At 60.2% G+C, this 25,320-nt stretch carries 23 protein-coding genes; 16 read left to right on the forward strand and 7 right to left on the reverse strand.

The annotated features are described in order from the left end of the window. Positions 1-21: 21 nt before the first annotated feature. Both P0N66_RS00225 and P0N66_RS00230 read right to left on the reverse strand, forming a co-directional pair. Positions 22-1,734 (reverse strand): 30S ribosomal protein S1, encoded by a 1,713-nt coding sequence (locus tag P0N66_RS00225; RefSeq protein ID WP_275801943.1) that lies wholly within the window; start codon positions 1,732-1,734, stop codon positions 22-24. Between the two features lie 152 nt (positions 1,735-1,886). Then, positions 1,887-2,837, reverse strand: a complete 951-nt coding sequence (locus tag P0N66_RS00230) for a GGDEF domain-containing response regulator (RefSeq protein ID WP_275801944.1) — start codon at positions 2,835-2,837, stop codon at positions 1,887-1,889. A gap of 295 nt (positions 2,838-3,132) precedes the next feature. Between P0N66_RS00230 and P0N66_RS00235 the strand changes: the two genes are divergently transcribed. From P0N66_RS00235 to P0N66_RS00265, 7 genes are all read left to right on the forward strand, one after another. Beyond that, on the forward strand, positions 3,133-4,101 hold the full coding sequence (locus P0N66_RS00235) for an NAD(P)H-dependent flavin oxidoreductase (protein WP_275801945.1): 969 nt from the start codon (positions 3,133-3,135) through the stop codon (positions 4,099-4,101). Positions 4,102-4,153: 52 nt separating this feature from the next. After that, a complete protein-coding gene (locus tag P0N66_RS00240; protein WP_275801946.1) occupies positions 4,154-5,542 on the forward strand; it encodes a tRNA nucleotidyltransferase/poly(A) polymerase-related protein in 1,389 nt (462 codons plus the stop codon). A 57-nt stretch (positions 5,543-5,599) separates the two neighbouring features. Beyond that, a complete protein-coding gene (gene bioB / locus P0N66_RS00245) occupies positions 5,600-6,523 on the forward strand; it encodes a biotin synthase BioB (RefSeq protein ID WP_275801947.1) in 924 nt (307 codons plus the stop codon). Positions 6,524-6,608: 85 nt separating this feature from the next. Next, on the forward strand, positions 6,609-7,772 hold the full coding sequence (gene bioF, locus P0N66_RS00250) for an 8-amino-7-oxononanoate synthase (RefSeq protein ID WP_275801948.1): 1,164 nt from the start codon (positions 6,609-6,611) through the stop codon (positions 7,770-7,772). A 61-nt stretch (positions 7,773-7,833) separates the two neighbouring features. Next, positions 7,834-9,057 (forward strand): MFS transporter, encoded by a 1,224-nt coding sequence (locus P0N66_RS00255; protein WP_275801949.1) that lies wholly within the window; start codon positions 7,834-7,836, stop codon positions 9,055-9,057. Positions 9,058-9,212: 155 nt separating this feature from the next. Next, positions 9,213-10,028, forward strand: a complete 816-nt coding sequence (gene cobS / locus P0N66_RS00260; protein WP_275801950.1) for an adenosylcobinamide-GDP ribazoletransferase — start codon at positions 9,213-9,215, stop codon at positions 10,026-10,028. Further along, positions 10,004-10,678 carry a histidine phosphatase family protein gene (locus P0N66_RS00265; protein ID WP_275801951.1) on the forward strand — a complete coding sequence of 225 codons (675 nt, stop codon included), beginning with the start codon at positions 10,004-10,006 and terminating at the stop codon, positions 10,676-10,678. Before cobS ends, P0N66_RS00265 begins: the two co-directional genes overlap by 25 nt. 29 nt (positions 10,679-10,707) lie before the next feature. On the opposite strand, the gene P0N66_RS00270 is transcribed toward P0N66_RS00265, so the two are convergent. From P0N66_RS00270 to P0N66_RS00280, 3 genes are read right to left on the reverse strand one after another with little or no spacing between them, the layout of a single operon-like run. Further along, positions 10,708-11,253, reverse strand: a complete 546-nt coding sequence (locus tag P0N66_RS00270; protein ID WP_275801952.1) for a response regulator transcription factor — start codon at positions 11,251-11,253, stop codon at positions 10,708-10,710. After that, entirely contained in the window at positions 11,250-12,647 is a 1,398-nt protein-coding gene (locus P0N66_RS00275) for an ATP-binding protein (protein WP_275801953.1), read from the reverse strand. Before P0N66_RS00275 ends, P0N66_RS00270 begins: the two co-directional genes overlap by 4 nt. A gap of 46 nt (positions 12,648-12,693) precedes the next feature. Further along, positions 12,694-13,659 carry a sulfite exporter TauE/SafE family protein gene (locus tag P0N66_RS00280; protein ID WP_275801954.1) on the reverse strand — a complete coding sequence of 322 codons (966 nt, stop codon included), beginning with the start codon at positions 13,657-13,659 and terminating at the stop codon, positions 12,694-12,696. 294 nt (positions 13,660-13,953) lie between these two features. Here P0N66_RS00280 and P0N66_RS00285 point away from each other — a divergent pair, with 294 nt between their 5' ends. Beyond that, positions 13,954-14,385, forward strand: a complete 432-nt coding sequence (locus P0N66_RS00285; RefSeq protein ID WP_275801955.1) for a hypothetical protein — start codon at positions 13,954-13,956, stop codon at positions 14,383-14,385. Between the two features lie 156 nt (positions 14,386-14,541). Here P0N66_RS00285 and P0N66_RS00290 read toward each other — a convergent pair whose 3' ends face one another. Then, positions 14,542-14,982 (reverse strand): NUDIX hydrolase, encoded by a 441-nt coding sequence (locus tag P0N66_RS00290; RefSeq protein WP_275801956.1) that lies wholly within the window; start codon positions 14,980-14,982, stop codon positions 14,542-14,544. A 347-nt stretch (positions 14,983-15,329) separates the two neighbouring features. On the opposite strand from P0N66_RS00290, the gene P0N66_RS00295 reads away from it, so the two are divergent. After that, positions 15,330-16,010: an adenylate kinase gene (locus P0N66_RS00295; protein WP_275801957.1), complete on the forward strand. Its 681-nt coding sequence runs from the start codon at positions 15,330-15,332 to the stop codon at positions 16,008-16,010. Between the two features lie 129 nt (positions 16,011-16,139). On the opposite strand, the gene P0N66_RS00300 is transcribed toward P0N66_RS00295, so the two are convergent. Next, positions 16,140-17,501: a bacteriohemerythrin gene (locus P0N66_RS00300; RefSeq protein ID WP_275801958.1), complete on the reverse strand. Its 1,362-nt coding sequence runs from the start codon at positions 17,499-17,501 to the stop codon at positions 16,140-16,142. Positions 17,502-17,860: 359 nt separating this feature from the next. Here P0N66_RS00300 and purE point away from each other — a divergent pair, with 359 nt between their 5' ends. The 7 genes from purE to P0N66_RS00335 all read left to right on the forward strand — a co-directional run bounded on the left by purE (position 17,861) and on the right by P0N66_RS00335 (position 25,267). Further along, positions 17,861-18,370 (forward strand): 5-(carboxyamino)imidazole ribonucleotide mutase, encoded by a 510-nt coding sequence (gene purE / locus P0N66_RS00305; RefSeq protein ID WP_275801959.1) that lies wholly within the window; start codon positions 17,861-17,863, stop codon positions 18,368-18,370. After that, the gene (locus tag P0N66_RS00310) at positions 18,367-19,479 is read left to right on the forward strand and encodes a 5-(carboxyamino)imidazole ribonucleotide synthase (RefSeq protein ID WP_275801960.1); all 1,113 of its coding nucleotides are present in this window, start codon (positions 18,367-18,369) and stop codon (positions 19,477-19,479) included. The genes purE and P0N66_RS00310 overlap by 4 nt, the downstream gene beginning before the upstream one ends. Positions 19,480-19,525: 46 nt before the next feature. Beyond that, positions 19,526-21,448, forward strand: coding sequence for a hybrid sensor histidine kinase/response regulator (locus P0N66_RS00315; RefSeq protein ID WP_275801961.1), 1,923 nt, complete (start codon positions 19,526-19,528; stop codon positions 21,446-21,448). Between the two features lie 5 nt (positions 21,449-21,453). Next, positions 21,454-22,560: an MlaE family ABC transporter permease gene (locus P0N66_RS00320; protein WP_275801962.1), complete on the forward strand. Its 1,107-nt coding sequence runs from the start codon at positions 21,454-21,456 to the stop codon at positions 22,558-22,560. Between the two features lie 175 nt (positions 22,561-22,735). Further along, positions 22,736-23,497, forward strand: a complete 762-nt coding sequence (locus P0N66_RS00325; protein WP_275801963.1) for an ABC transporter ATP-binding protein — start codon at positions 22,736-22,738, stop codon at positions 23,495-23,497. A gap of 62 nt (positions 23,498-23,559) precedes the next feature. Next, positions 23,560-24,510, forward strand: a complete 951-nt coding sequence (locus P0N66_RS00330; RefSeq protein ID WP_275801964.1) for an MlaD family protein — start codon at positions 23,560-23,562, stop codon at positions 24,508-24,510. Positions 24,511-24,586: 76 nt separating this feature from the next. Continuing rightward, a complete protein-coding gene (locus tag P0N66_RS00335) occupies positions 24,587-25,267 on the forward strand; it encodes an ABC-type transport auxiliary lipoprotein family protein (protein WP_275801965.1) in 681 nt (226 codons plus the stop codon). Positions 25,268-25,320 lie beyond the last annotated feature (53 nt).

Consider the following 25,320-nt stretch of genomic DNA (forward strand, 5'->3'; position numbering starts at 1 on the left):
CGCGGCCTCGAGCGGCTGGGATCAGGACTCTTCAGTCTTTTCCTGGCTTTCCATCTCTTCCTTGAGTAGATCTCCCAAGGTGGAAGGGCCGCTTTTAGCCTGCTGCTGCTTGTACTCTTCAATGCGGGCCGCTTCACCCTCGCCGCTCAACGCCTTGATGGACAGGCCGATCTTGCGGTCCTTGGCCGAGACGTTGATTACCCGGGCTTCCAGGGTGTCGCCGACGTTGTAGAGGCCCACCGGGGTATCCACCTTCTCCTTGCTCAACTCGGAGACATGTACCAGGCCCTCGATGCCTTCTTCAAGCTCGACGAAAACCCCGAAGTCGGTAACATTGGTGATTTTGCCACTGATCTTGGTGCCGATGGCATATTTCTCCACCGCCGCTTCCCAGGGATCGGGTTGCAGCTGCTTGATGCCCAGGGAGAAACGCTCGTTTTCCTTGTCGATCTTGAGCACTACTGCCTGAATGGTCTCACCCTTGGCGTATTTTTCGCCGGGGTGCTTGATGCGCTCGGTCCATGAAAGGTCGGAGACATGGATCAGGCCGTCGATCCCTTCCTCGATGCCGATGAAAATACCGAAATCGGTGATGTTCTTGATTTTGCCCTCGATGATGGAGCCCACCGGATAATTTTCCGCCACCATGTCCCAGGGGTTGGGCTGGAGCTGCTTCATGCCCAGCGAGATCCGTTTGGCTTCAGGATCAACGTTGAGCACCGCCACTTCCACCTCATCGCCGACGCCGACGATCTTCGAAGGATGGCGGGATTTTTTCGACCAGGACATCTCTGAGATGTGCACCAGGCCTTCAACTCCTTCTTCCAATTCGACAAAGGCGCCGTAATCGGTGATGCTTACCACCTTGCCGGGCACCTTGGCACCCACCGGGTAGCGTTGCTGAATGGTCTCCCAGGGATCGCTTTTGAGCTGCTTGACCCCCAAAGATACCTTGTCGTTTTCTTTATCGTATTTGAGAATCTTGACCTGGATTTCATCGCCCACCTTGTACATCTTGGAAGGATGGGAGACCCGGCCCCAGGAGAGGTCGGTGATATGGCAAAGTCCGTCCATGCCGCCGAGGTCGACAAAGACTCCGTAGTCGGTGATGTTGGTCACCGAGCCAGCAAGAACCTGACCTTCTTCCAGACTGGTGCGCATTTCTTCGCGCAGTTTCTTGCGTTCCTCTTCCATGATCGCCCGCCGGGAAATGACCACGTTGTTGCGGCGGCGGTTGTACTTGAGAATTTTAAATTCATAACTCTCGCCGATCATGGCGTCGAGATCGCGAACCGGGCGCAGGTCGATCTGGGAATAGGGGAGAAAGGCCGGTACGCCGATGTCCACGGAAAGGCCACCTTTAACCCGGCTGTCGATGCGGCCGGTGATGGTGCCGTCGGCTTCCTGGATCCGGGCAATTTCTTCCCATACCTTGATGCCGATGGCCCGTTCGCGGGAAAGTTTAAGTCCGCCTTCCGGTTCCCGTTTCTCCACGAAAACCTCGAAGGTGTCGCCGACGTTGACTTCGATCTGGCCTTCTTCGTTGCGGAATTCACTGATGTCGATTTCGCCTTCCGCTTTGTCCCCGATATCCACCAGGACATAATCTTTGCCCACAGCGATGACTTCGCCGTTGACCACTTCGCCCACATCCGCTACCCGGATGCTCTGTTCAAACAGATCGGCAAAGGATTCACCACCTGCGGTTTCTATTGTGTCTGTGTTGGTTGACATGTAAACAATCCTCCTTGAATTATGGAAATACGATGTGCCTATATACCAGAGGGATGGTGGAAATACAAATTATTTTATTATTACCTGGGAAGGTATTGGAGGCAGCGGTAAAACCCCGTCTGGGGGCGGGTTGTGGCGATGGAATGGGAGTGTCAGGGGCGGGAGCAGTCCTGGGTGGTGAGTGAGAGGTCGCAGTTGATTCGGTCGCCGCCGGCCTGTTTGCTGCGGTACATGGCCCGGTCGGCCCGGTCCAGCAGATGTTCGATGTCTTCCCCCATGGTGTGTTGCCGGTGGCGGTGAAAGCGGGCCAGGCCGATGCTTAGGGTGGTCTCACCGAAGGGCTCCCGCCGGTACTGCTCCAGAATTCGCCGGGCCACAGCCAGGGCCTGTTCATTATCGGCGTATGGCAGGATAACGGAGAACTCATCGCCGCCCGGACGGCAGCACCAGTCAACATTGTCCCGGGTGCTTCTCAGCAACAGGCGGCCGATGGCCTGGAGAGCCCGGTCACCCGCCTGGTGGCCGAACTCATCATTATATTTTTTAAATTTATCCATGTCGATGATGGCCACATAGAGCGGGTAGTTCTGCCGGTGGGCCCGCGGCACCTCTTCGTCGAGCTTGACCTCGAAGCCGCGGCGATTAAAGAGCCCGGTCAGGGCGTCGCGCATGGAGAGCTGTTCCAGCTTACGCACCATGGTCTGTTCCCGCAGCACCCGGTGCAGTTTGGCCTCGAGTTCGTCGATATTAAAGGGCTTGGCGATGAAGTCGCAGGCGCCCTTTTTAATGACGTCGGTGTAGCTGAATTTTTCCGCATATCCGGTCACCACAATGATATCCAGGCGTGGGTAAAGATTTTTGACCTGCTTGAGCAGGGTCATGCCGTCCATGCGGGGCATGGTCAGGTCAGTGATCACCAAGGAGAACTCGTCCTCCTGCAGCTTTTCCATGGCTTCAACCCCGTCGCTGGCGGTCCGGCACTGAAAGCCGAATGATTCAATGGCGGTGAGAAGCAGGTTAAGCACCTGAGGGTCGTCGTCCACGACCAGAATCTTGACCGGAAAATCAGGCTCAAGGGTGAAGGGGGAGTCGGCCTGGTTCATAAAAGCTCAGTCCTTGCGGGTTTTTTTGGGTTTAGCGCAAAAATCATTGCCTTTTTGCGCTTTTTGTCATAGAAGAGAGCGTTCAAGCTTTTGCCAAGACGATCATGGTCGTCAGCCTCGTTAAGTATACCCGGGCCGGTAGAGTCACTGCTTTTTTTGCTGATCACTGGCTGCCATAACTATTGAAACATAATTCTGATCGAACTGGCAAACAGAATCGCCTCGTTATGTCAAGGTTCTTCAGGTTTTTTGACGGCCCGGAGCCGATCAGTCATGTTCGGAGTGTTTTTTCAAGATGAAGCTTCCTCCTCTTAAAATCGGTTCTTTTACCGCCCCGGTTCCCCTTATTCAGGGGGGTATGTCCATTCGCGTTTCCACCGCCGCCCTGGCGGTGCCGGTTGCCCGCTCCGGCGGCATCGGGACCATCGGTGGGTCCGGCCTGCCGCTGGAAGAGTTGCAGGCGGACATCCGCAAAGCCAAAAGCGAAACCGACGGGATTATCGCGGTGAACATCATGTTCGCCATGCAGAACTTTTATAATCTGGTAATGGGGTCCATCGAAGCAGGGGTGGACATGATCATCACCGGGGCCGGGTTTTCCCGGGATATCTTCAAGATCGGCAAAGAAACCAATACACCCATTGTCTCCATTGTCTCCTCGCCCGCCTTCGCCCGCCTGGCGGAAAAGTTGGGGGCGGCGGCGATCATTGTTGAAGCCAAAGAGGCTGGCGGTCACTTGGGCACCGATCAGGCCCTGCGCGATCTTTTTCCTGAGATTCGCAAAGTGGTCAAGAAGGTGCCGCTGATTGCCGCCGGCGGTATTACCAACGGTTTTGAAATGGCCGAGATGATGGATCAGTACGGCGCCGACGGGGTTCAGATCGCCACCCGTTTCGTGCTCACCGAGGAGTGCTCGGTGGACGACACGTTCAAGCAGGCCATGCTCAAGGCCCGGCCCGAAGATGTAACCCTGATCCGCTCCCCGGTGGGGCTGCCCGGTCGGGCCATCAAAACCCCGTTCGTCGAACGGCTGGCCGCCGCCGAAGAGCTCAAAACCAAAGAGTGTCGCTGGAAGTGCCTGAAGAAGTGTGACCATGTCTATTGCATCAGCGACCGCCTGATGAAGGCCTGTGAAGGTGACCTGGAAGAGGGGCTGTTCTTCTCCGGCGAGAATGTCTGGAAGATGAAGGAAATTATGACCGTCCAGGAAGTTTTTGACCAGTTCGTCAGCCAGGCGGAATCCGTGTATAAGGAGCCAAGGTAGTCGGCCGGGAAGTTGTTGGCCGTTGCCCCTTGGTTGTCGTGATCTGGTGCCCATGAGCGAAGATTTATCATTACCCGAGCCCCGGGTGATCCCCCGTTCCGAACATTGTATTTCCCGCGCCGATATCGACCGCGAGGCCCTCAAAGTCATGCACCGCCTGCGGGACGAAGGTTTTCGCGCCTACCTGGTGGGTGGCGGGGTGCGGGACCTGTTGATGGGGAAAAAACCCAAGGATTTCGATATCAGTACCGATGCCCGGCCCGGTGAGTTGCGTAAAATCTTCCGCAACAGCCGGATCATCGGCCGCCGCTTCCGTTTGGTGCAGGTCTTTTTTCATGGGGGCAAGATCATCGAAGTGGCCACTTTTCGCTGTCGCAGCGAATTTGACCTCAACGGCGTCGAGATCGAAACCCTGGCTTCGGACAACACCTTTGGTGATCCTGCCGAGGACGCTTTTCGTCGGGATCTGACCATCAATGCGCTGTTCTATGAGATTGAGAATTTTTCGGTCATCGACTACACCGGTGGGGTGGAAGATCTGCACCGTGGGCTGGTGCGTCTGGTGGGTGATCCGGACCGGCGCCTGATTCGTGATCCGGTGCGAATGCTGCGTGCCATTCGCCACGCCGCCCGTAGTGACTTTGTTATTGAGGAGGAAACCTGGCTGGCCATCCTGCGCCATCTGGACAAGCTGCAGCTTTGCCCCGACTCCCGTCTGCGCGATGAATTGTGCAAAGATCTGCAGGGCGGGGCCAGCCGGCGCTGGGTGGAACTGGGTCTGGCCAGCGGCGTCTTCTTTGAGCTCTTTCCGTTCTATCGCGGGATATTGCCGGCACCCGACCCGGCTCGGCTGGCGCATCAGAAGCTTGCCGATCCCCATCCGCTGGCCGAGTTGCTGCTGCAGTTGATGGCCGTGGTTGATCGGGCCGTGGCCGCCGGCAAGGTGCCCGCCGAGGAAATAATTTTTGCCATGTTGCTGCTTCCCTGGGCCGATGCGCGGTTCAGTCTGCTGGCCAGCTGTCCCGACCGTAACACGGCCTACCGTTTTTCCCGGCAGTTGCGGACGGAGTTGGACGCGGTTCTGCTGCCCCTGAATATCAAGCGGCACACCAAGGAATCCCTGGCCCTGCTGCTGGCCAATTTGCCTCTGCTGATGGCCAACGATCCCCGCGCCGGAACAGAGGCAGCCGAAGACCAGGGCGGCTTGGGTGAGCCGTCCTGGCCCCGCGGTTTGACCAAAAAAGGCTACTTTCCTCGCTGCCTGGCTTTTTACGAACTTTACCGGGCTGCCGTGGCCGGCGAGCCATTGCCGGATCTCAACGCCGTGGCGCCGCCGCCGACCCCGGCCAGAAAAAAAAGAGCCCGGGTGAGCGGTCGCCGGGAAGGACGAGCGCCGGCGTTTGCCACCGCCAAAGGCGGAATTTTCGGCTTAAAGAGGTAACCTCGGTCAGTGTCGGCAGCACGCCACCGACCAGCGGCCATCGGGAGAATCATCAGGATGAACGAAGTCAACCGGCTTGAAATGGAACAGTGGCGGCAACTTTCCACCGCTGAACTGCTGGCCCGGGCGACGGTGGTCAAAGTTGCCCACCGGGCGGATTCCTTTTCCTTCTGTAGCATCATCAATGCCAAATCGGGCAAATGCAGCGAGGACTGCCGATACTGCGTGCAGTCATCGCACTACCAGACCGACGCCCCGATTTATCCACTTAAGGAGAGCGCCGAGATTGTCGCCGCCGCCGAAGCCGCCAAGGAAGCGGGGGCTTCGCGCTTTTCCATGGTGACCAGCGGCCGGGGGCTGTCGGCGACCGAGGTGGAGGATGTGGCCCAACGCTTTGCGGCGATCCGTGAGCGGGTGGAGATCAAACTCTGCGGTTCCTTCGGCATTCTTGACCGTGACGCCCTGCTGCGCCTCAAACAGGCGGGGATGGCCCGCTATCATCACAACCTGGAAACCTCGGAACGCTTTTTCCCTCAGGTTACCACCACCCACACCTTCGCCGACCGGATTGCCACCATTCAGGCGGCCCAGGAGGTCGGATTGGAGGTTTGCGCCGGCGGAATTTTTGGGCTGGGGGAAAGCGAGGATGACCGCATCGAGATGGCCCTGAGGTTGCGTGAACTGGCGGTGGATTCGGTGCCGCTGAATTTTTTGATTCCCCTGCCGGGCACCCCGATGGCCGGCGCCGAGCCTTTGGCGGTGCGGGATATTGTGCGCAGTATCGCGATGTTCCGGCTGTTGTTGCCGAAGGTTTGTATTCGCCTGGCCGGGGGGCGGGAAACGGCTCTGGAAGACTTCCTGGCCACCGCCTTCCAGGCCGGGGCCGACGGCATGATGATCGGCGGCTACCTTACCCAGCGGGGCCGCAGTGTGGCGGCCGATCGCAAGTTTGCCCGGGAAATGCAGCAGTTCTGGGCTTAGTCTGTCAATCTATCCTGTTGTCCGCTAAATGTTCGGCACCCCCACGTTTTGACGACGTTGGGCGCTGATTGGCCGAGGTTTTTGCATGGTTGATATAGCCGCTTATCTCAAGCGTCAGCAAAAAGATGGACGTTTACGGCAGTTGCCGGAGCTGGAGCATCCCGACGGCGGCCGGGTGCGACTGTCGGCGGCCGGCCCTGATCTGCTTGATTTCTCCTCCAATGACTATCTGGGCCTGAGCCGTCATCCTCTGCCGCTGGTAGCCGCCGCCGATGCCCTGAGCCGTTACGGCACCGGGGCCGGGGCGGCCCGTCTGATGAGCGGTGATTTTGCTCTCCATCGTGAACTGGAAGCGGCCCTGGCCCGGCTCAAGGAGCAGGAAGCGGCGCTGCTGTTTGGCAGCGGCTACCTGGCCAATGTCGGCTTGATCCCGGCGCTGGTGGGACGACACGACGTCATTTTCGGCGATCGGCTCAACCATGCCAGCATTCACGACGGCTGCCAGCTCTCCGGGGCCAGATTGCACCGGTTTGCCCATAACGATTGCAATCACCTTGAGGATCTGATCAAGCGTCACCGGGGCGGCAAAGAGGCCCTGATTGTGGTGGAGTCGCTTTACAGTATGGATGGCGATATCTGTCCCCTGGCCGAGGTGGTGGCGCTCAAGGAGCGATATGGTTGCCGGCTACTGGTGGATGAAGCCCATGCCACCGGGCTGTTTGGCGACAACGGGGCGGGATTGCTGGCGGCGGAAGGCCTGGCCCACCGGGTCGATCTGGTCATGGGCACCCTGGGCAAGGCTCTGGGCAGCTACGGGGCCTACGTGGCCGGAGAACAGCGCCTGGTCTCTTTTTTGCTCAACCGGGCCCGGAGCTTTATCTTCTCCACCGCTTTGCCGCCGGCCAGCACCGCCGCTGCCCTGGCCGCCGTCCAGTTGCTGGCCGATGAACCAGAGTTGCGCCGGGAGTTGTGGCGGCGGGTGGAGATTTTTAAAAGCGGTCTGACCCGGGGCGGGATCAAGGCCGGACTGGGCCCCTCCCAGATCGTGCCTTTAACGGTGGGCGACAATCAGGCCGCCCTGGACCTTGCCCAACGCCTGCGGCAGCGTGGGGTTTACGCGGCGGCGGTGCGCCCGCCCACGGTGCCAGCCGGGCAGGCCAGACTGCGCTTTTCCGTGACCAACCACCTTGATCATGACGATCTCAGCGCGGCGTCGGCGATCATTGCCACGGAGTTGCAAAAATGCTGACGGTCCCTTCAGCTGTCGGTAATATCCGGCCTGCCAAGGCCCAAATGCTACGAGGTTGAGGTTGATCAAGGACTTTATTCGGGGGTTTGCCGCCCTTTTTCAGGTGCATCCCCGCCTGGCCCTGTTTCCCTTGGCGGCGGTGGCCACTTCCGGGTTTGGCCAGACTTTTTATGTTTCGATCTTCGGGGAAGAACTGAGGGTTGCCTTTAATCTTTCCCATACGTTTTACGGCGGGCTGTACAGCGGTGCTACCTTGGTGGGCGCTTTACTGCTGCTGCGGCTTGGCTCCCTGGTGGACACCTGGTCTTTGGGCCGAGCGGTCAACCTGGCGGTTGGCTTGCTGGCGCTTGGTTGTCTGTTGATCGGGCTGGCCCCCGGGGCGTGGGTGCTGTTTGTCGGTTTTGTGCTCATTCGTTTTGCCGGTCAGGGCTTTGTGGCGCACCTGGGGATGACCGCCGCCGCCCGCTATTTTGCCGCCCACCGAGGCAAGGCGGTGGCCCTGGGGGCCATGGGCATCCCCCTGGCCGAGGCGCTGTTGCCGGCGGTGGCGGTGATGCTGATGCTCCGGGGAGACTGGCGCTGGCCGTGGCTGGCGGCGGCGGTGGTTCTGCCGCTGCTTATTCTGCCCCTGTTGCGCGGGTTGAGCCGGGAAACGCCGCCCCTGGTCCGGCCCGCTGCCGGCGACCAGGCGGGTCCGCGTCAGTACACCAGGGCGGAGGCTCTGCGCGATCGCGGCTTTTATCTGTTGTTGCCGGCGGTGATGGCGACTCCTTTTGTGGTCACCGCCATGCTCTTTCACCAGTCGGCGGTGGCCATCATTCGCGGCTGGTCCCTGGAACTGCTGGCCGGCGCCTTTGTCGCCTTTGCCGCCGGGCATTTCCTGAGCCTGGTGGTCGCCGGCCCTTTGGTGGACCGGGTGGGTTCCCGCCGCAGTCTGCCTCTTTCTTTGCTGCCCATGTCTCTGGGGCTGTTGCTGCTGGCCGGCTTTGCCGGGGCCTGGGTGTTGTTTTGTTACCTGCCCCTGCTGGGCACCAGTATCGGCCTGGCCACCACCGCCGGCGGCACCATCTGGGCCGACCGCTATGGTGTCCTGCACCTGGGAGCCATCCGCTCCCTGGTACACGCGGCGGTGATCGCCGCCACCGCCGCCGCTCCCATCCTGGCCGGCCTGCTCTTGGACAGCGGGCTGGGTGTGACTGTACTGGCCCTAACCATGGCCGTCTACAGCCTGGCCAGCGCCGGTCTGGCCTGGCTGGCCCCGGCGCCGGGCGGAAGGTTGGGTTAGCCTGATGTTGTCGATTATATTGCCATGATAACTAACCATTTTTTCAGCGTGAAAAATCCAGACCTGCCCTCGCTGATTACTGGTCGTCAGTTTGGGGAGTGGGGCGAAGAGGTCGCCGGCGGCACCGGCATTATCAGGTTAAATAGGAGTCTGGAGTGCTGAAAGATATTCTACCGGCGGCGCGCTTTTTGACCATTTTGCCACTTCCTGGCGGCGGCAAACTGCTTGCCGAGCGCGATATTACCCGCAGTGCCGCCGCCTTTACAGCGGTGGGGTTACTGCAGGGGGTGCTGCTGATAGTGGTGGAACTGGTTGCCGGGCTGCTGTTTCATCCCGATCTTGCCCTGTGGCTGGTGGTGCTGGCCTTGGTGCTGATCAGTGGCGGCTTTCATCTCGACGGCCTGGCCGACTGTTTTGATGCTCTGGCGGTTAAGGGCAGCGGCGAGCGGGAGCGGGACCTGAGCCGGCGGCTGGAGGTGATGAAGGATCCGGCCACCGGGGTCATGGGGGTGCTGGCCATTTTCTTTGTCCTGGTGCTTAAATATTTTGCTCTGCAGAGTCTTTCCCATTCCTCCTACGCCATTTACTATTCCAGCCTGCTGCTGCTGCCTGCTTGCGGCAAGTGGGCGATGGTGACCGCCATGTACCGGGCGCAACCGGCACGTCCCGAAGGGCTTGGCAGGCTCTTTATCGGGGCGGTGGGCGGCCGGGAACTGGCCTGGAACGTGGCGGCGCTGCTGCTGCCGCTGCTGGCCGTCGGTTGGCTGCTGGCCGGTTTTCTGCCCGCTTACTCTTTTCTCTTCTACCTTTTGCTGCCGGCGGGGCTTTATCTCTTCAGCCGCCTGGCGATTGCCTTTGGTCGTCAAAAATTCGGGGGAATGAGCGGCGACAGCCTGGGGGCGGTCAACGAACTGGCGGAGATCCTTTTTCTGTTACTGGTGCTGATATGGTTACGACTCTCTGTCTGGTAAGGCACGGGGAAACCGAAGGTTCGGATATTCCACGTTATAAAGGCAGCCTGGATGTGCCCCTGTCGGCGCGGGGGTACGAGCAGGTGAGGCGCACCGCCGGCCGTTTGCGGGAGGTGCTGGCGGTCATGCTTCAAGAGCGCCGGCAAAGCTATCTGCGGGTGGTCCATGACCAGGAAGGGGCGGCCAACGAGGAGGGGTTGGATGTGGTTTACTGCTCACCCCTCAGCCGGGCGGTGCAGAGCGCGGAACTGATTGCCGCCCCTCACGGCTTGACCCCGGTGGTGGAAGATGATTTGCGGGAGCGCCATTTCGGGGTATGGGAAGGTTTGAGTTTTGCCGAGATCAAACGCGATTTTCCCGAGGCGTTCACCGCCTGGGCCGCCGATCCGGTCCGCTTTGCCCCGCCCGAGGGGGAAAACACGCAAGAGGTGGCCCACCGGGGCCGGACCGCTTTGGAGGCCATCCTGGCCCGGCACCCGGGTCGGAACGTTGGGGTGGTGGCCCATGGCGGCATCAATCGGGTGATTTTGTGTCACCTGCTGGGGATGCCGCTGGAGAATATTTTCCGGCTGGAACAGGATCTGGCCTGTTTCAATATCATTGAAATGTGGGAACAACTGCCGGTGGTCAAGCTGCTTAATGCTCTTTAATCGCTAAATCATCCGTTGCGTCACGATTACTAATTTTTGGGCGGGTATTTATGCAACTTGCGCTGCAGGGTGCGGCGATGCAAACCCAGCCGCTGGGCGGCCTGGGAGATATTGCCGTGGCAGTCGTTGAGCACCCGGTTGATGTGCTCCCATTCGGCCCGCGCCAGGGAAGGGGCGGTGAAATCCTCCGCCGGGGGATCCGGGGCCCTTTGGGGGTCGAGGCTGAAGGCCTGGAGGATGTCGTCGACATCGGCCGGCTTGGGCAGGTAAGAAAGAGCGCCCAACCGAATGGCCTCGGCGGCGGTGGCAATGCTGCCGTAACCGGTGAGCACCACCATGGCCGGCGGCTGGTCCAGCCCGGCGGCCGCGGCTACCAGCTCCAATCCGGACTTGCCCGGCATGCGCAGGTCGATCACCGCCAGGGCCGGCTTTTCCTTTTTGAGCAGCTCCAGAGCCGGCTCGTATCCTTCGGCCTCGTAGACGGTGAATCCTCGCCGGGCAAAGGCCTTGCCCAGCCGTTTGCGAAAATCAATCTCGTCATCCACCAGCAGGAGGGTCTGTTTATTGGTGCTCATTGTGCCTTAATCCTTTCGGCCTCCAAACGTAAGCTTACTGTGGTACCCCGGCCGCGCCGGGATTCAATGCTCAGGCCGCCGCCGAAATGCTCCGCCGCCGTTTTAGCCAAAAACAGCCCCAGCCCCATCCCCTTGCCCACTTCTTTGGTGGTGAAAAAAGGCTCCCCGGCCCGCTTCATGGCGGTTGCGTCCATGCCCTCGCCCTGGTCCCGGATGCTGAAGACCAGAAAGCGCCCTTCCTGGCGGCAGTTCAGTTCAATTTCCCAGCCCGGCGGTGAGGCCTCCAGGCCGTTCTTCAGCAGTCCCCGCAGGATCCGGCTGAAGGTGCGCAGCGGCATCCTGACCATCAGGTCCGCCACCTGGTTGTCCACCAGGATCCGTTCCTGCTCGCCGGGGCTGAAGGTGTTCAAGGCCTGTTCCACCACCCGGCTTACCGGAAACAGCGTGGTTCCTTCTCCCAGGTGTTCGCCGGCGTCGGCTCCCATTTGGTAGAGAATCTCACGGCAACGTTCAACCTGTTCCCGGATAAGCTCAACATCTTCCAGCAGTTCAGCCGCCGGCAGATCTTCCTCGGAGGGCGGTTTGTGCAGCGGCGTGCCGAGGCTGCGCAGCTGATGTCGCATCTCGCCGCTGGCCACGGCTATGGTGGCCAACGGAGTGGCCAGTTCATGGGCCGCCCCGGCGGCCAGGGTAGCCAGAGAGGCCAGTTTTTCGGTTTTGCGTTGTTCTTCTTTTAGTTCCTGCATAGCCTGGCGGTGGCGCTCCAGTGCTTTGTAAACCTGGCTGACAAAGAATACGATAAAAAAGGCGGTGATGGCAAAGGCCACCCACATTCCCTGCAGATGGGGCGAGATCTCTCGGCCGAAAAGAAAAATCTGTTCACTGGGGACATGGCAGGGGGCGAAAACGGTATCCAGGGCCACCAGGCCCAGATCTTGGGAAGGGGCATAAGCGGGCAGTAGAAACAGGGCGGCGTAAGCCACCGAGGCCAACCCGGCCAGGGTTATGGCCCAGGCCGGCCGCAGCAGGATGGCTCCCAGAGAGATGTGGACCAGGTAGAGGAAGGTAAAGGGGTTCATCGGGCCGCCGGTTACGTAGAGCAGGGCGGTGAACAACAGGACATCCAGGAACATCACCACAATGATGGCCTGTTCTCCCACCCCGCCTTTGAACCGAACCAGATAGTGAAAGTAGAGGTTGCTGCCGATGGCAAAGCTGATGATCAGACCCAGCACCGGCAGGGGAATGGCGACATGGAAAAGCAGCAAAATAGCCAGCACCAGCATGATCTGACAGGCGATTACCCACCAGCGTAAGCGCAGCAGCCAGTTGAGGGCGATGCCGGAACTGGTTTCAGTGCCTTGGACCGATTTGGCAAAAGATTTTTTATTCATTAACGTTCAACGATTTTATGCTTTGCCGGCGGTTGCCGGCCCGGGTCTACAGGTTAAACAAAAAGTCAGCGCCATATTTACCGGCGGTGAACAGCAGGATCAGGCACAGCAGCCATTTGATGGCCCGGGCTGGCACCAACTTCTGGCAGCGGGCCCCCAGATACATGCCGGCCAGGCCGCCCAGGCCGAAGAGCAGTCCCAGCAACCAGTCCGGGGCGACGACCAGATCCGGATAAAAAGGGGCCAGTAACTGGTAAAAAGCCACCCCGGCCACGGAAGTGACAAAGGTGCCGGTCAGGGCCGCTCCAGCCACCGTGTACACCGGCAAACCGAAAACGGAAACAAAGAACGGGGCGATGATGGCGCCGCCCCCGATGCCGTAAATTCCGCCCACTACTCCCACCAGCAGGCTCAGGCCGAAAATTCCCCAGAAAGGGATGTCGAACCGCTCACCGTAAAAAGTGTAGCCAAGGCGCTTGAGGTTGAAATGGGTAACATGAACCACCGGCAGCGGCTCATGCTTGTCATGGGGGGTGGCACTGGTCTTTTGGCGATGTTTGCGCACCAGCTCCTGGAAGCGTTGTTCAGCGGAGAGCTGACCGGCGCTGGCGGGGACTGGGCGCAGCAGGTCGGTGACCATGCGGCTGCCTATGTACAGCAGTACGGCAGCAGCAAAGAGCTTGAATAGATCCGGGTCCGGCAGCCAGCTTAAGCGGATCACGGCCCCCAGCAGCACCCCGGGCAGGGTGCCGGCCACCACCACCCAGACCAGGGGCCAGACCATCCGCCCTTCTTTAAAATAACGGTATACGCCGCCGGGAATGGCAACGATATTGAACAGTTGATTGGTGGCGCTGACCGAAGGCGTGGTGTAACCCAGGAACGACATTTGAAAGGGAAGCAACAGAAAGGCACCGGAAACTCCGCCCATGGAGGTAAAAAAAGAGATGACCAGCGCCACCAGGGGGGGGATCCAGAGGCTGACTTCAATGCCGGCGGTGGGGAAATACATGATGGCTGGGTTCTCCGGGCATGTGCTGGTTTGTCGCGGTATCTGGCTGAATTCACACAAACTAGCCTGCTCGTCGAGAGCTGTCAAGCAGCTAGCTGGGCCCGCCGGGGCTCCGTCAAAGTAATTGGTTTTGGCCAAGCAGCGTGGGGGGGGCTTTTTTGTCTGATACTTTGTGGCATATTTGGCTTGCTTTATCTTTTCGCTGGTTATAAAATTCAGGCCGTTGGGAGATAACCTGAAACCGGCCGGCCCGACAGGGATATTGAATTCTGCCGGGTGAAAAAGGAGGAGATAATGAGTAAGGCAACAATAATAATGGCGTTTCTCGCTTTGTTGCTGATTGTTCCGGGTGGTCCCGGGGTGGCTGCGGCTGAAATTGCGGAGTGCCGCCAGATGGCCTCGCCGGTGACTGGGGATGAACGCAGGTACTCGGTGGTGGCCGACATTTACGGGGTCAGGGCCTATCCCGATATCGCCTGCGCTGTCCACTGGCGCAACCATGAACTGTGTGCCACCGAGCTTTCAACCTTTCAGTTCACTGCTAAGGTTTTTGATTACCACTCCGGCGCTGAAGTCCTGATGACCGAGGCTTATTATGTGGTGGCGGTGCCGGGAGAGTCACGGCCGCTGGCCTTTGTCGCCCGGGAAGAGGCGGAAGAGTTTGTGGCCGGGGCCGGCGGTGGTGAACTGCTGGATTACGACGCGCTGGTGGATTACCCCTTGTAACTGTCCAGCAGCACCCCATCTTGCGGCGATCAGGTCGGCTTGAGTACCTGATGTACGCTACGCCGACTTGGCTTACCGCAACCTGGGGCACGGCTGTTCAGTTACGTGCCAGAATGAGCAGGGTAGTTACTTCACCTTTAAATCAGTTCGTAGCGGTTAGCGTCCCGGTTGCCGGTAGTCGGCCACCATCCGGTTATGGTCAAAGACCAGGTCCGGTAGGCTGTCCAGCGGAAAAACGGCGGCCCGAGCGGCGTCGTCGCCGGCCTGGAGGGTGCCGCCGACGGATTCGGCCAGGAAGACGGTGCTGATGGTGTGCGCCCGGCTGTCCCGGTTGGGATCGGAGTAAGTGTGCAACTGCCGGCGCAGGCGGACCGTCAGTCCGGTTTCTTCGCTGGCCTCGCGGATCGCCGCTGCCTCCAGACTTTCTCCGTAGTCGACAAACCCCCCCGGCAGGGCCCAGCCCGCCGGGGGGGTTTTGCGTTTGATCAGCACGATACCACCTTCCGTTTCGATGATAATGTCCACCGTCGGCCGGGGATTGTGCCAGACTGGCCAGGCGTGACCACACTTAGGACATTGAATGATGGTTTTGCTCATATTGGGCTCTTTCACTTTTTGGGTTAATTTTTCCGGGGTGTCGACCGATCAGCTATGCAAGGGTTCATTCACCTTACATCAGTCAAGGAGGACGCCATGACAGCCCGGGAAGCGATAAAAGTTCTGATGCTAAGTCCCTTTTATTTCCGTCTCGATACCGCCGCCCGCAAGGCTTTGATTGCCGAGTTTCGGCGCGCCTGTGCCGGCTGAGGCGCTATTCATTTTTTCTCAGTTTTTATTTGGCATTCACTCCGGCGTGGTTTATAGTTCGCGGTGATTTTAACCCGGTTGCAGCGAACACGGACCTTCCGTTTTTCTTAAAAAAAACACGCAAAAGGAGTGAGTCGATGAACGTTCTGGTTTTTGGACCCAACGGCAGCGGCAAAGGCACCCAAGGCGCCATTGTACAGAAAAAATATGGTATGCCCCACATTGAATCGGGAGCCATCTTCCGGCAGAATATCGGCGGCGGCACCGAACTGGGCCAGAAGGCCAAAGAGTACATCGACCGCGGTGACCTGGTGCCCGATGATATCACCATTCCGATGATTCTCAATCGTCTCCAGGAAGATGACTGCAAGCAGGGCTGGATTCTGGACGGTTTTCCCCGCAACAAGGTTCAGGCCGAAACCCTGGCCAAGGCCCTGGCTGACGCCGGCATGAAGCTTGATTACGTAGTTGAAATCGTGCTGCCCCGTGACGTGGCCAAGCTGCGGATTACCGGCCGCCGGCTCTGCGTTAACGACAATAACCATCCCAATCATATCGCCTTTGATGCCATCAAGCCGGTGGAAAAGGACGGCAAGATGGTCTGCCGGGTCTGCGGCGGCGATCTTAAGGTCCGCCCCGACGACCAAGATGATGTGGCCATCGACAAGCGGCATGACATCTATTACGACGATCAGACCGGCACCATGGCGGCGGTCAACTTTTTCAAGCAGTTGGGCGGCGGGACCAAAGTGATTTCGGTGGATGGACGGCCTTCCATCGGCGAGGTGACCGAGGCGATAATGAAAGAGCTGAACTAGATTAAGAACTGAACTGGCGAACCGCCGCTTCCGGGCGATTCATGTCGGTGATGATTGATTTAATCGGTCCCGGAAAGGGCCGGCCCGCATTTTTTTTGGTGGCTTAACGCTGCGGGGCCGGCTCTTTTTTTATTCTTTTACTTCAACCGGCCGCTGGCAAGCCCGCAGGTTTTTGTCCACCAGAAAGATGTGGGCCACCACCCAGTTGATCACCCGCCTGTTAATCAGCACCACATGTTCGGAAGTGATGCCGGTTTTTTCCACCTCCGCCATCAACTCGTGCAAATCCGCGACAAAAGTGTCGTGCATTTCCTTGTGCGCTTCGTAGTCCTGGTAACCTTTGCGACGCATGTAAATTTCCTCGGACTGGAAGTGCTCCACCACGTATTCCTGCAAAAAACGCAGCAGGGTCATGCTTTCCTCCCGGCCCTTGCCCTGGCGCACGGCGTTCAGCAACTGATTAATCCGTTCGATCAGCTCCCGGTGCTGCCGGTCGATGATGTCCACCCCCAGTTCAAATTCCCGGCTCCAGACCACAGCCGGCTCGATGCCGCCGCCATCTTGTGCATTCGCCGAGTCCCGGTGGAGGTAGATATCGTCGTAAGCCTGATAGGAGTCAAAGAGTTCCATAAAATGCTCTTCGCAGTCCAGGAAGGCGTTGACGATGTCGGGGTCAAAATGGGTGCCCCGGGAGGCATAAATGCGCTGTACCGTTTCCAGATGGGTTACCGGCGTTTTGTAGGGGCGCTTGGCCCGGATGGCGTCGTAGGCGTCACCTAAGGCATAGATCCTGGCCTCAAGGGGGATGTCCTCGCCGGCCAGCTCGGCCGGGTAGCCGGAACCGTTATATTTTTCGTGATGATGGAGGGCGATGGTGTGGCTCATGGTCAGAAAGGGGACCGGTTCGTCGATTTTTTCCATTAATCGCTCGAGAATGCCGGCCCCGATGGTGGTGTGGGTCTGGATGACAGCGAATTCTTCCCGGTCCAGGCGACCTGGTTTCAGCAGCACCCGATCGGGAACCCCAACTTTCCCCAGGTCATGCAGGGGGGCGGCGTCATAAAGGTTGGCGATAAACCGGTCGTCAATGAGTCGGCGGTATTTGGGTTGCCGGCGCAGGGTGTCGGCCAGAATTACCCCGTAGCCCCGGGTGCGTTCCAGGTGCTTGCCGGTGTCGGGATCTCGCATTTCCGCCAGGTTGGCGAGACCAAAGACCATGTTGCGCTGGGTGGCGCGCAAGCGGTTAAGCTGAGTCTGGCGAATATAGGCAGTCAGTAAAAACAGCAGGCCCAGCACCGCCACCAGGGCCAGGAAAGCCAGGGTGAGGTTGTCCCGCTCCCAGCCGGCAATGGCGCGTTGGCCGGATATGGCCAGCAGCAGCAGGACCGGCAGCAGCACCAGGATGAACCAGCGAAATCCCATGGCGCTGCCGCTGCCGGAGAGAAGACGCTGCAGGGTGGAGTTTTTGTTGGAAGCAGCTTGATTTAACATGGTTGTCTAAAAGCAAAAACAAAACTTAAATCTGTTTATCTGTTTAACCGCTAAAGGGGGTAATGGGTGTCTGCCGAACATGGTTGTTTACCATTTGGGTAAACAGATAATAAACAGAGTTTGTTGCTTTGTATATATTAACTTTCCCAAAAGGGATATGTTTACTATAATTTCGGCAGTATTGTGCTCTGGTGGCCCGTGTGCTTTTCGTCGGAACTGCTCCCGCCGTGTAAGGGCATGCCGGGGGCTCCGGAGTCTTGCGGGCGGTTGCTGTTGATAAAAAATACTGAGATAAAACGCCGGGTTAGCAGTTTGATCTCGGATCCTTTCCCTTGGCTGAACCCAAAAAGAGTTGGATTATGAAAAAAGTTCTGGTTGGAGTAATTATGGGCTCCCGCAGCGACTGGGAGACCATGCGGCAGGCGGCTGAAACCCTGGAAGAATTGGGGGTTCCCCACGAGGTGCGGGTGGTTTCCGCCCACCGGACGCCGGAGTTGTTGTTTGAATACGCCGCCGGGGCCAAGGTGCGCGGTCTGGAGGTGATTATTGCCGGCGCCGGTGGGGCGGCCCACCTGCCCGGTATGGTGGCGGCGCGCACTGCCCTGCCGGTGCTGGGGGTGCCGGTGCAGTCCAAAAGCCTCAACGGCCTGGATTCCCTGTTGTCCATCGTCCAGATGCCGGGTGGGATCCCGGTGGGCACTCTGGCCATCGGTCCGGCCGGGGCCAAAAACGCCGCCCTGCTGGCCGCCGCTATTCTGGCCAACAAGTATGAGGCGGTGGCTGCCGCCCTGGAGCAGTTCCGCCAGGAGCAGACGGCAACGGTGCTGGCCGACCCCGATCCCCGGCGATCGGTGGAGAGTGGCTCATGAAGGGGGGAGATGTTACCGATGCGGGCAGAGTAGGGATTATCGGGGCCGGCCAGTTGGGCCGGATGCTGGCTCTGGCCGGATATCCTCTGGGGCTGCAGTTTGCCATGCTGGACCCCAATTCTGCCGCCTGCGGCGGGCAGGTGGCTCCCCTCACGGTGGCGGCCTTTGACGACCAGGAGGCCCTGGCGGCCCTGGCGCGACAAGTTGATCTGGTGACCTTCGAGTTTGAAAACGTACCGGTCGCCGCCCTGGAGTTTTTAGCTGACCGGGTGGAGGTTTTCCCCCGGCCGGCGGTGCTGGAAACGGCCCAGGATCGCTTGCGGGAAAAGGAGTGTTTTGCGCAGTTGGGCATCCCTACTCCCGCCTACCGGGCGGTGGGCAGTGAAGGAGAGTTGCAGGCGGCGGCGGCCAAATTGGGGCTGCCGGCGGTGCTGAAAACCCGTCGCCTGGGCTATGACGGCAAAGGGCAGCTGGTACTGCGCCGGGAAAGCGATCTGGCGGCGGCCTGGCAGGTTTTGGGGGGCGCCGAACTGATCCTGGAGTCCTTTGTGTCGTTTGCGCGCGAGGTTTCCCAGGTGGCGGTCCGGGGACGTGACGGGGCGATGGTTTTTTATCCCCTGGCGGAAAATACCCACCGGGACGGCATCTTGCACCTCTCTCTGGCGCGGGCCGGCGATCCGCTGCAAACCCTGGCCGAAGATTATACCCGGCGGATTATGGAGCACTTTTCCTATGTCGGGGTAATGGCCTTCGAGTTTTTTCAGACCGAAGCGGGGCTGGTGGCCAACGAGATCGCTCCTCGGGTGCACAATTCCGGGCATTGGACCATTGAGGGGGCGGAAACCAGCCAGTTTGCCAACCATCTGCGGGCCATTCTCGGCTGGCCGTTGGGGTCGACGGAGCTGGTAGGGCAGGCGGCGATGCTCAATTTCATCGGCGAGTTGCCGGCCACGGCGGACCTGTTGCAGTACCCTGGGCTGCACCTGCATGCTTACGGCAAGTCAGCCGCGCCGGGCCGTAAAGTGGGCCATGCCACTCTGCGGCTGCCGGCGGGAGTCGATCTGCCCGCCGCGCTGCGGCGTCTTACCGATGCTCTGGAAATGCGCTGACCAGCCGGTGGCGCTGTCGACCGGCGAAGACTCAAGGCTGATTAAGATGAGTAAAACAAGCGAGTGCCATATTCTGCTGGTGGAGGATGAACCCGGCGATGCCGCTTTGATCCGGCACTTGCTGACCGAGGCGGCCCCCAAGCGATACATCCTGGAGGTGGCCGACAGCCTGGCGGCCACCAAGTCTTACCTGGACCGGCTGACGCCGGAGCTGATTCTGTTGGATTTGACCCTGCCGGACTCCAGCGGCCTGGAGACGGTACGAGCCGTCCAAGCCCTGGCCCCTGCTGTGCCCATCGTGGTGCTTACCGGCCATGCCGATGATGAATTTGCCCTGAACGCCCTGGAGGCCGGAGCCCAGGATTATCTGGTCAAGGGCAGGGTGACCGGCGACGACCTGTTGCGGGCCATTCGCCATGCTCGGGTGCGGGCCCAGCTGGAGGCCCGGCTGGTGGCCTCCCAGCAACGCCAGCGGGCTTTGCTGGCGGCGGTGCCGGATATCATTGTTGAGGTGGATACCGAAAAGACATATACTTGGGCCAATGCCGCTGGTTTCGCCTTTTTTGGCGATGATCTGCTGGGGCGTACGGCGGCGGATTTTTTTGTCGAGAGACAGACCGCTTTTGAGATTGCTTACCCCCCTCAGCCGGGTGATGAAGTGGTTTATAGCGAAAGCCGGCAGCGACGGCGCGACGGCAAGGCCAGGCTGCTGGCCTGGTGGTCACGGATGCTCAAGGATGACCAGGGCCGGGTGACCGGAACCCTTTCCACGGCTCGCGATATCACCGAACAGCGCAAGCTGGAGGAGCAGTTGCGCCAGGCCCAGAAAATGGAATCGGTGGGCACCCTGGCCGGAGGGATTGCCCATGATTTCAATAATATCCTGACCGCCGTCATCGGCTACTGTCAGATCAGCCAGCTTACTCCCGGTATTGATGAAGTGATGCGGGGTAATCTGGAGCAGATCATGGCGGCGGCCAAACGGGGGGCGCACCTCACCAAGGGCCTGTTGCTGTTCAGCCGCAAGCAGTCCAGCGAACGCAAACCGGTGGAGCTCAACGAGATTGTGGTCCAGGTGGAGAAATTCCTCAAGCGGATGATCGGTGAAGACATTGATCTGCGGGTTGAACGGAGCCAGGGAGAGCTGCCGGTACTGGCCGATGCCCACCAGATTGAGCAGGTCCTGCTCAATCTGGCCACCAATGCCCGGGACGCCATGCCGGGCGGGGGCAGCTTCAGTCTGGCCACCAGTCGCATCGAACTGGATGAAGCATTTATTGCCGACCATGGTTACGGCAAGCCGGGGGCCTATGCCTTGTTAAGTGTCTCAGACAGCGGCCAGGGAATGGATGCCGAGACCAGTCTGCGGGTTTTTGAACCATTTTTCACCACCAAGGGGGTGGGGCAGGGGACCGGCCTGGGCCTGGCGGTGGCTTATGGGATTGTGCAGCAACATGAAGGTTATATCCAGATGTACAGCGAACCGGGCAAGGGCACCACTTTTCGGATTTACCTGCCTTTGCTGGCCAGTGAAGGCCAGGGCACGGAGGGCACAGTCGGTCCGGCAGGTCAGGCTTGCCTGGGGGGTGCCGGAGAGACCATTCTGGTGGCCGAGGACGACGCCACCATCCGGCGGATGACCCGGGCGGTGCTGGAGAAGTTCGGCTATCGGGTGATCGAGGCGGTGGACGGCGAGGATGCGGTGGCCAAATTCAAGGCCCACCGGGAAGAGATCGATCTGTTGCTCTTTGACCTGATCATGCCCCGCTTAAACGGCAAGGAAGCCTATGATGCCATTGCCGCCTTGGCGCCCGGGACGCGCTGCCTCTTTGCCAGCGGCTATGCTCCCGATCTGCTGCGGCAGAAGGTTGCTCTCGACCGGCAGACCCCGCTGCTTTATAAGCCCATGTCCATTAACGATAACGATCTGCTGGCCAAGGTCCGGCAGGTGCTGAACCGGGATGGCTGAGGTCCATGGCGCGTCCCAGTCTGGAAATCGATGCGCGTGGCTACTGTCGGCTGACTGGCACCTGGACGCTGGGAGAGCTGGCCCGGCACCTGGCGCAGATCCGGCTGCAGCTGCAGGCGGTGCCGGCTGGTTCACCCTGGCGCCTGCAGGAAGTTGAGCGGCTGGACAGTTTTGGCGCCATGCTGCTCTGGCAGCGCTGGGGGCGGCGCTGGCCCCGTGAGCTTGAGATTAGCGAAGAACTGCGGGGGGTGCTGACCGCGGTGGCGGCCCACAGCGGCAAGCCTTTGCCCCGGCCACCGCTTTTTACCCCCCTGGCGGCCCTGGTTCTGCTGGGATCATTGTTGTTCTCCTTTCTGCACCATGCCCGCGACTTGGTCACGCTACTGGGGCAGTTGACCCTGGACCTGCTGTTTCTGCTCCGTCATCCCCGGCAGTGGCCTTTGAAAGAACTTTCCGCCAATGTGCACAAGGTTGGGGTTAAGGCCATGCCGGTGGCGGCCCTGGTGGGTTTTTTGATCGGGGTGGTGCTTTCCTACCTGTCGGCCATGCAACTGGAGGCCTTCGGGGTGGAGGCCTATCTGGTGGACATCCTGGGGCTGGGAATTATTCGGGAACTGGGGCCGGTGCTGGTGGCGATTCTGGTGGCCGGCCGTTCCGGTTCGGCCATGACCGCCCAGCTTGGTGTGATGCGGGTTACCGAAGAGATCGACGCCCTGGCGACCATGGGCATTTCCCGCACCATTCGCCTGGTGCTGCCCAAAGTGCTGGCCCTGACCCTGGTGATGCCGCTGCTGGTGCTCTGGACCTCGGCGGTGGCCCTGCTTGGAGGCATGCTGTCGGCCAAGGTGCAACTGGGGACCAGTTTTGCCTTTTTTCTGGAAAAATTGCCCCAGGTGGTGCCCATGGCCAACCTCTACATCGGTCTCGGCAAGGGAGCCGTGTTCGGGCTGCTGATCGCGCTGGTGGCCTGCCATTTCGGGCTGCGCATCCGCCCCAACACCGAAAGTCTGGCGAGCAATACCACCGCTTCGGTGGTCACCGCCATCACCACGGTGATTTTGGTGGATGCCATGTTTGCGGTGGCCCTGCGCAATGTCGGTGTTCCTCTCTGAGGAAAACTTACCGCTGCGCCGCCGAAAACAGCGATCGGCCCGGCCTGCGCACTCGGGATGCGCGGCGCTGGCCCGCTGGCCCGAATCGGCGGCCCGGCTGCAAGTTTTCCGGCTCGATTCCTGGGAGGATAAATTTTGTCTGGGTATATGTGGCTGAGATGCGGGGAAAACAGTGATGGTTAAAGGTTTGGCGCCGCCGGTGGTGGAGTTGAGGGGGGTGGTGTGCCAGTTTGGGGACAATCTGGTGTTGGACGGAGTGGATCTGACGGTGTGGGCCGATGAGATTGTGGCCTTGGTGGGTGGTTCCGGCAGTGGCAAAACCACCTTGCTGCGTCACATCATCGGTCTCAACCGGTCAGCGGCCGGGGAGATTTTTTTGTTTGGCGAGCCTTTGTGGGCCGGGAATTATCTGGACCAGCAGAACAGGCGCCGGCGATTTGGGGTGCTTTTTCAACAAGGGGCCTTGTTTTCTGCCTTCAATGTGGGCGATAATATTGCCTTTCCCTTGCGGGAGCTCGGGGTGGTGCGTGAGAACGAGATCCGCGACCTGGTGGCGTACAAGCTGGCCATGGTAGAACTGGAGCCGGAGCATGCCCTGCTGATGCCGGCGGAACTCTCCGGGGGGATGGTGAAAAGAGTGGCTCTGGCTCGGGCCCTGGCCATGGAGCCGGAATTGCTGTTGCTGGATGAGCCCACCTCCGGCCTGGACCCCGACCGCAGTGCGGCCTTTGTCCGGTTGATCCGGCGGCTGCAGCGGCAACTGGGAATCAGCGTGGTGCTGGTAACCCATGACGTCGCCACCCTGAGTTCTCTGGCCGGCCGGGTGGCGGTGCTGGCCGACCGGCGAATCATCAGCGCCGTTTCCTTGGAAGAGACCCGGCAGTTGCGGCATCCCTTTATTGAACGTTTTTTCGGACCGTCGGCCGCCATGGACTGACGGTTGCCGACAGGTCGCTTGTTTAGAACGACTCCAATCAAGGACTATTGGAAGGGAAAACGATGGAAAATCGTAGTTACGCTCTGGCGGCAGGTATTTTTGTGCTGCTGCTGGGAGCGGCGATGGTGCTTGCCATCTGGTGGTTTGCCGGAGAACGTGAGCTGGCCCGGGAGTATATCTTGGTCACCAAAGGCAATATCGGCAATCTCAACGTGGGGGCCGACGTCAGGTTCCGGGGGATGGCGGCGGGCAAGGTCACCGATATCCGGCTGGACCCCGACGAACCGCGGCAAATTCTGGTGACCATCCGGGTGCGCGAGGAACTTCCCCTGACCCATGGCACCATGGCGGTTCTGGACAGCCAGGGGGTGACCGGGGTGGCTTATGTCCAACTGGAGGATGATGGTGCCGATTCGCGCCCCCTGGTCGACCGACCGGGCCGGCCTCCCCGTTTGCCGCTGGAGCCCAGCATGCTCACCCGAATCGCCGAAGCTGCCCTGGATGCCATGCAGGGTCTCGAGCTGATGGCCAATAATTTGGCACGATTCCTCACCGAGGAAAATCGAGGGCAGTTTGACGAGATGGTCGCGCAGTTGACGGCGGCCGGTGAGCGGATTGACCAGACCCTGACCGGCCTGCCGGCTACGCTCGAGGCCTTGCAGGAACTGGCGGGGCCGGACAATCGCCGACGGCTGGCGGCGGCGCTGGAGAGCTTTGAGCAGTTCGGGACCGAAGCGGTGCCGGCGGCCCAGGATTTTCGTGCCCTGCTGGTCTCCTTTGACGGCATGAGTGCCCGCCTGGAAGGGGTGGTGGATGAACTCGGCCGCGATTTGGGGCGGACCGGAGAGCAGCTGCAGGCTGAGACGTTACCCAAAATCGACCGGATGCTGGATGATATCAGTGCCGGCTCCCGGCGTTTGGGGTACTTGCTGGAAGAGATCGAACTTAATCCGGAGATTCTCCTGCGGGGCCGGGAGGAACCGGAGCCGGGGCCGGGGGAAGGCAGTCGCTGAGCGGCTGGCGAGCATGGCAAATGTCCTGTGTTCCACAAAATGCGGGGCGGGTAGGTGTGGGCCGGAGGAGGAAGAGATGCGTGTCTGGTTGTTGTTGTCATTGAACTTGCTGTGGTTAACCGGTTGTGGCCTGGTGGCGGCGCCGCCACCGGCCCCGGCTTATTATGAATTGCGTTTGCTCACTACGGAAGGAGAGCCTTGGGCCACCGCCGTGGCGGCTCGGGAAGCCGGTCCGCGGGTGGAGGTGCAGGCTCCTTCCTGGTTGCGGAGCCGTACCATGCAGTATCGCCTGGCCTACCGGGACGACCTGCGCCGGCGTGAGTACCGTGAGAGTCGCTGGGTTGCGGAGCCGGGTGAGATGATCACCCGGAGCCTGGAGCGGTATTTGTCCTTTGCCCCGGAGCTTGCCGCCGGCTCCCGACCAATGGTGCTGGACGCCCGCCATCGGGAGCGCCGGCCGGCTTTACCGGCAACCTGCCGGGTGCGGTTGACCTTGGACGAATTCATTCAGGTTTTCCGGGAGGCCCACGACAGTTATACCCTGCTGGAAGTGCGGGCTGAGCTGCCGGGGGCGGTCGGCCGGAGAATTGGGCCGCGGTGGTTTACCATCCGGCAGCCGGCGGCCAGCCCGGATGCTTTTGGCGGGGTGGACGCCCATCGCCGCGGCCTGCAGCAACTGGCCGACGAACTGCGGGCCTGGCTGGAGTCCCCGGAGGTGCAGGAGGCTCTTGCCGGCGGCGCCGACAGTTGTTCATGATCGCCGGCGCGGGATAAAGCTTGCCAGCACCGTCATGTTTAGCGACGGAATTT

Source organism: Desulfurivibrio dismutans (assembly GCF_029210385.1).
Taxonomy (GTDB): Bacteria; Desulfobacterota; Desulfobulbia; order Desulfobulbales; family Desulfurivibrionaceae; genus Desulfurivibrio; species Desulfurivibrio dismutans.

Coding starts and splice junctions, on each gene's coding strand:
- P0N66_RS00290 (WP_275801956.1), bottom strand. CDS start 14,982: ATGAGCAAAACCATCATTCAATGTCCTAAGTGTGGTCACGCCTGGCCA.
- P0N66_RS00240 (WP_275801946.1), top strand. CDS start 4,154: ATGAGCGAAGATTTATCATTACCCGAGCCCCGGGTGATCCCCCGTTCC.
- purE (WP_275801959.1), top strand. CDS start 17,861: ATGAAAAAAGTTCTGGTTGGAGTAATTATGGGCTCCCGCAGCGACTGG.
- P0N66_RS00230 (WP_275801944.1), bottom strand. CDS start 2,837: ATGAACCAGGCCGACTCCCCCTTCACCCTTGAGCCTGATTTTCCGGTC.
- P0N66_RS00315 (WP_275801961.1), top strand. CDS start 19,526: ATGAGTAAAACAAGCGAGTGCCATATTCTGCTGGTGGAGGATGAACCC.
- P0N66_RS00280 (WP_275801954.1), bottom strand. CDS start 13,659: ATGTATTTCCCCACCGCCGGCATTGAAGTCAGCCTCTGGATCCCCCCC.
- P0N66_RS00265 (WP_275801951.1), top strand. CDS start 10,004: ATGGTTACGACTCTCTGTCTGGTAAGGCACGGGGAAACCGAAGGTTCG.
- P0N66_RS00330 (WP_275801964.1), top strand. CDS start 23,560: ATGGAAAATCGTAGTTACGCTCTGGCGGCAGGTATTTTTGTGCTGCTG.
- P0N66_RS00285 (WP_275801955.1), top strand. CDS start 13,954: ATGAGTAAGGCAACAATAATAATGGCGTTTCTCGCTTTGTTGCTGATT.
- P0N66_RS00310 (WP_275801960.1), top strand. CDS start 18,367: ATGAAGGGGGGAGATGTTACCGATGCGGGCAGAGTAGGGATTATCGGG.
- bioB (WP_275801947.1), top strand. CDS start 5,600: ATGAACGAAGTCAACCGGCTTGAAATGGAACAGTGGCGGCAACTTTCC.
- P0N66_RS00225 (WP_275801943.1), bottom strand. CDS start 1,734: ATGTCAACCAACACAGACACAATAGAAACCGCAGGTGGTGAATCCTTT.
- P0N66_RS00300 (WP_275801958.1), bottom strand. CDS start 17,501: ATGTTAAATCAAGCTGCTTCCAACAAAAACTCCACCCTGCAGCGTCTT.
- P0N66_RS00325 (WP_275801963.1), top strand. CDS start 22,736: ATGGTTAAAGGTTTGGCGCCGCCGGTGGTGGAGTTGAGGGGGGTGGTG.
- P0N66_RS00275 (WP_275801953.1), bottom strand. CDS start 12,647: ATGAATAAAAAATCTTTTGCCAAATCGGTCCAAGGCACTGAAACCAGT.
- P0N66_RS00235 (WP_275801945.1), top strand. CDS start 3,133: ATGAAGCTTCCTCCTCTTAAAATCGGTTCTTTTACCGCCCCGGTTCCC.
- P0N66_RS00320 (WP_275801962.1), top strand. CDS start 21,454: ATGGCGCGTCCCAGTCTGGAAATCGATGCGCGTGGCTACTGTCGGCTG.
- P0N66_RS00335 (WP_275801965.1), top strand. CDS start 24,587: ATGCGTGTCTGGTTGTTGTTGTCATTGAACTTGCTGTGGTTAACCGGT.
- bioF (WP_275801948.1), top strand. CDS start 6,609: ATGGTTGATATAGCCGCTTATCTCAAGCGTCAGCAAAAAGATGGACGT.
- P0N66_RS00295 (WP_275801957.1), top strand. CDS start 15,330: ATGAACGTTCTGGTTTTTGGACCCAACGGCAGCGGCAAAGGCACCCAA.
- P0N66_RS00270 (WP_275801952.1), bottom strand. CDS start 11,253: ATGAGCACCAATAAACAGACCCTCCTGCTGGTGGATGACGAGATTGAT.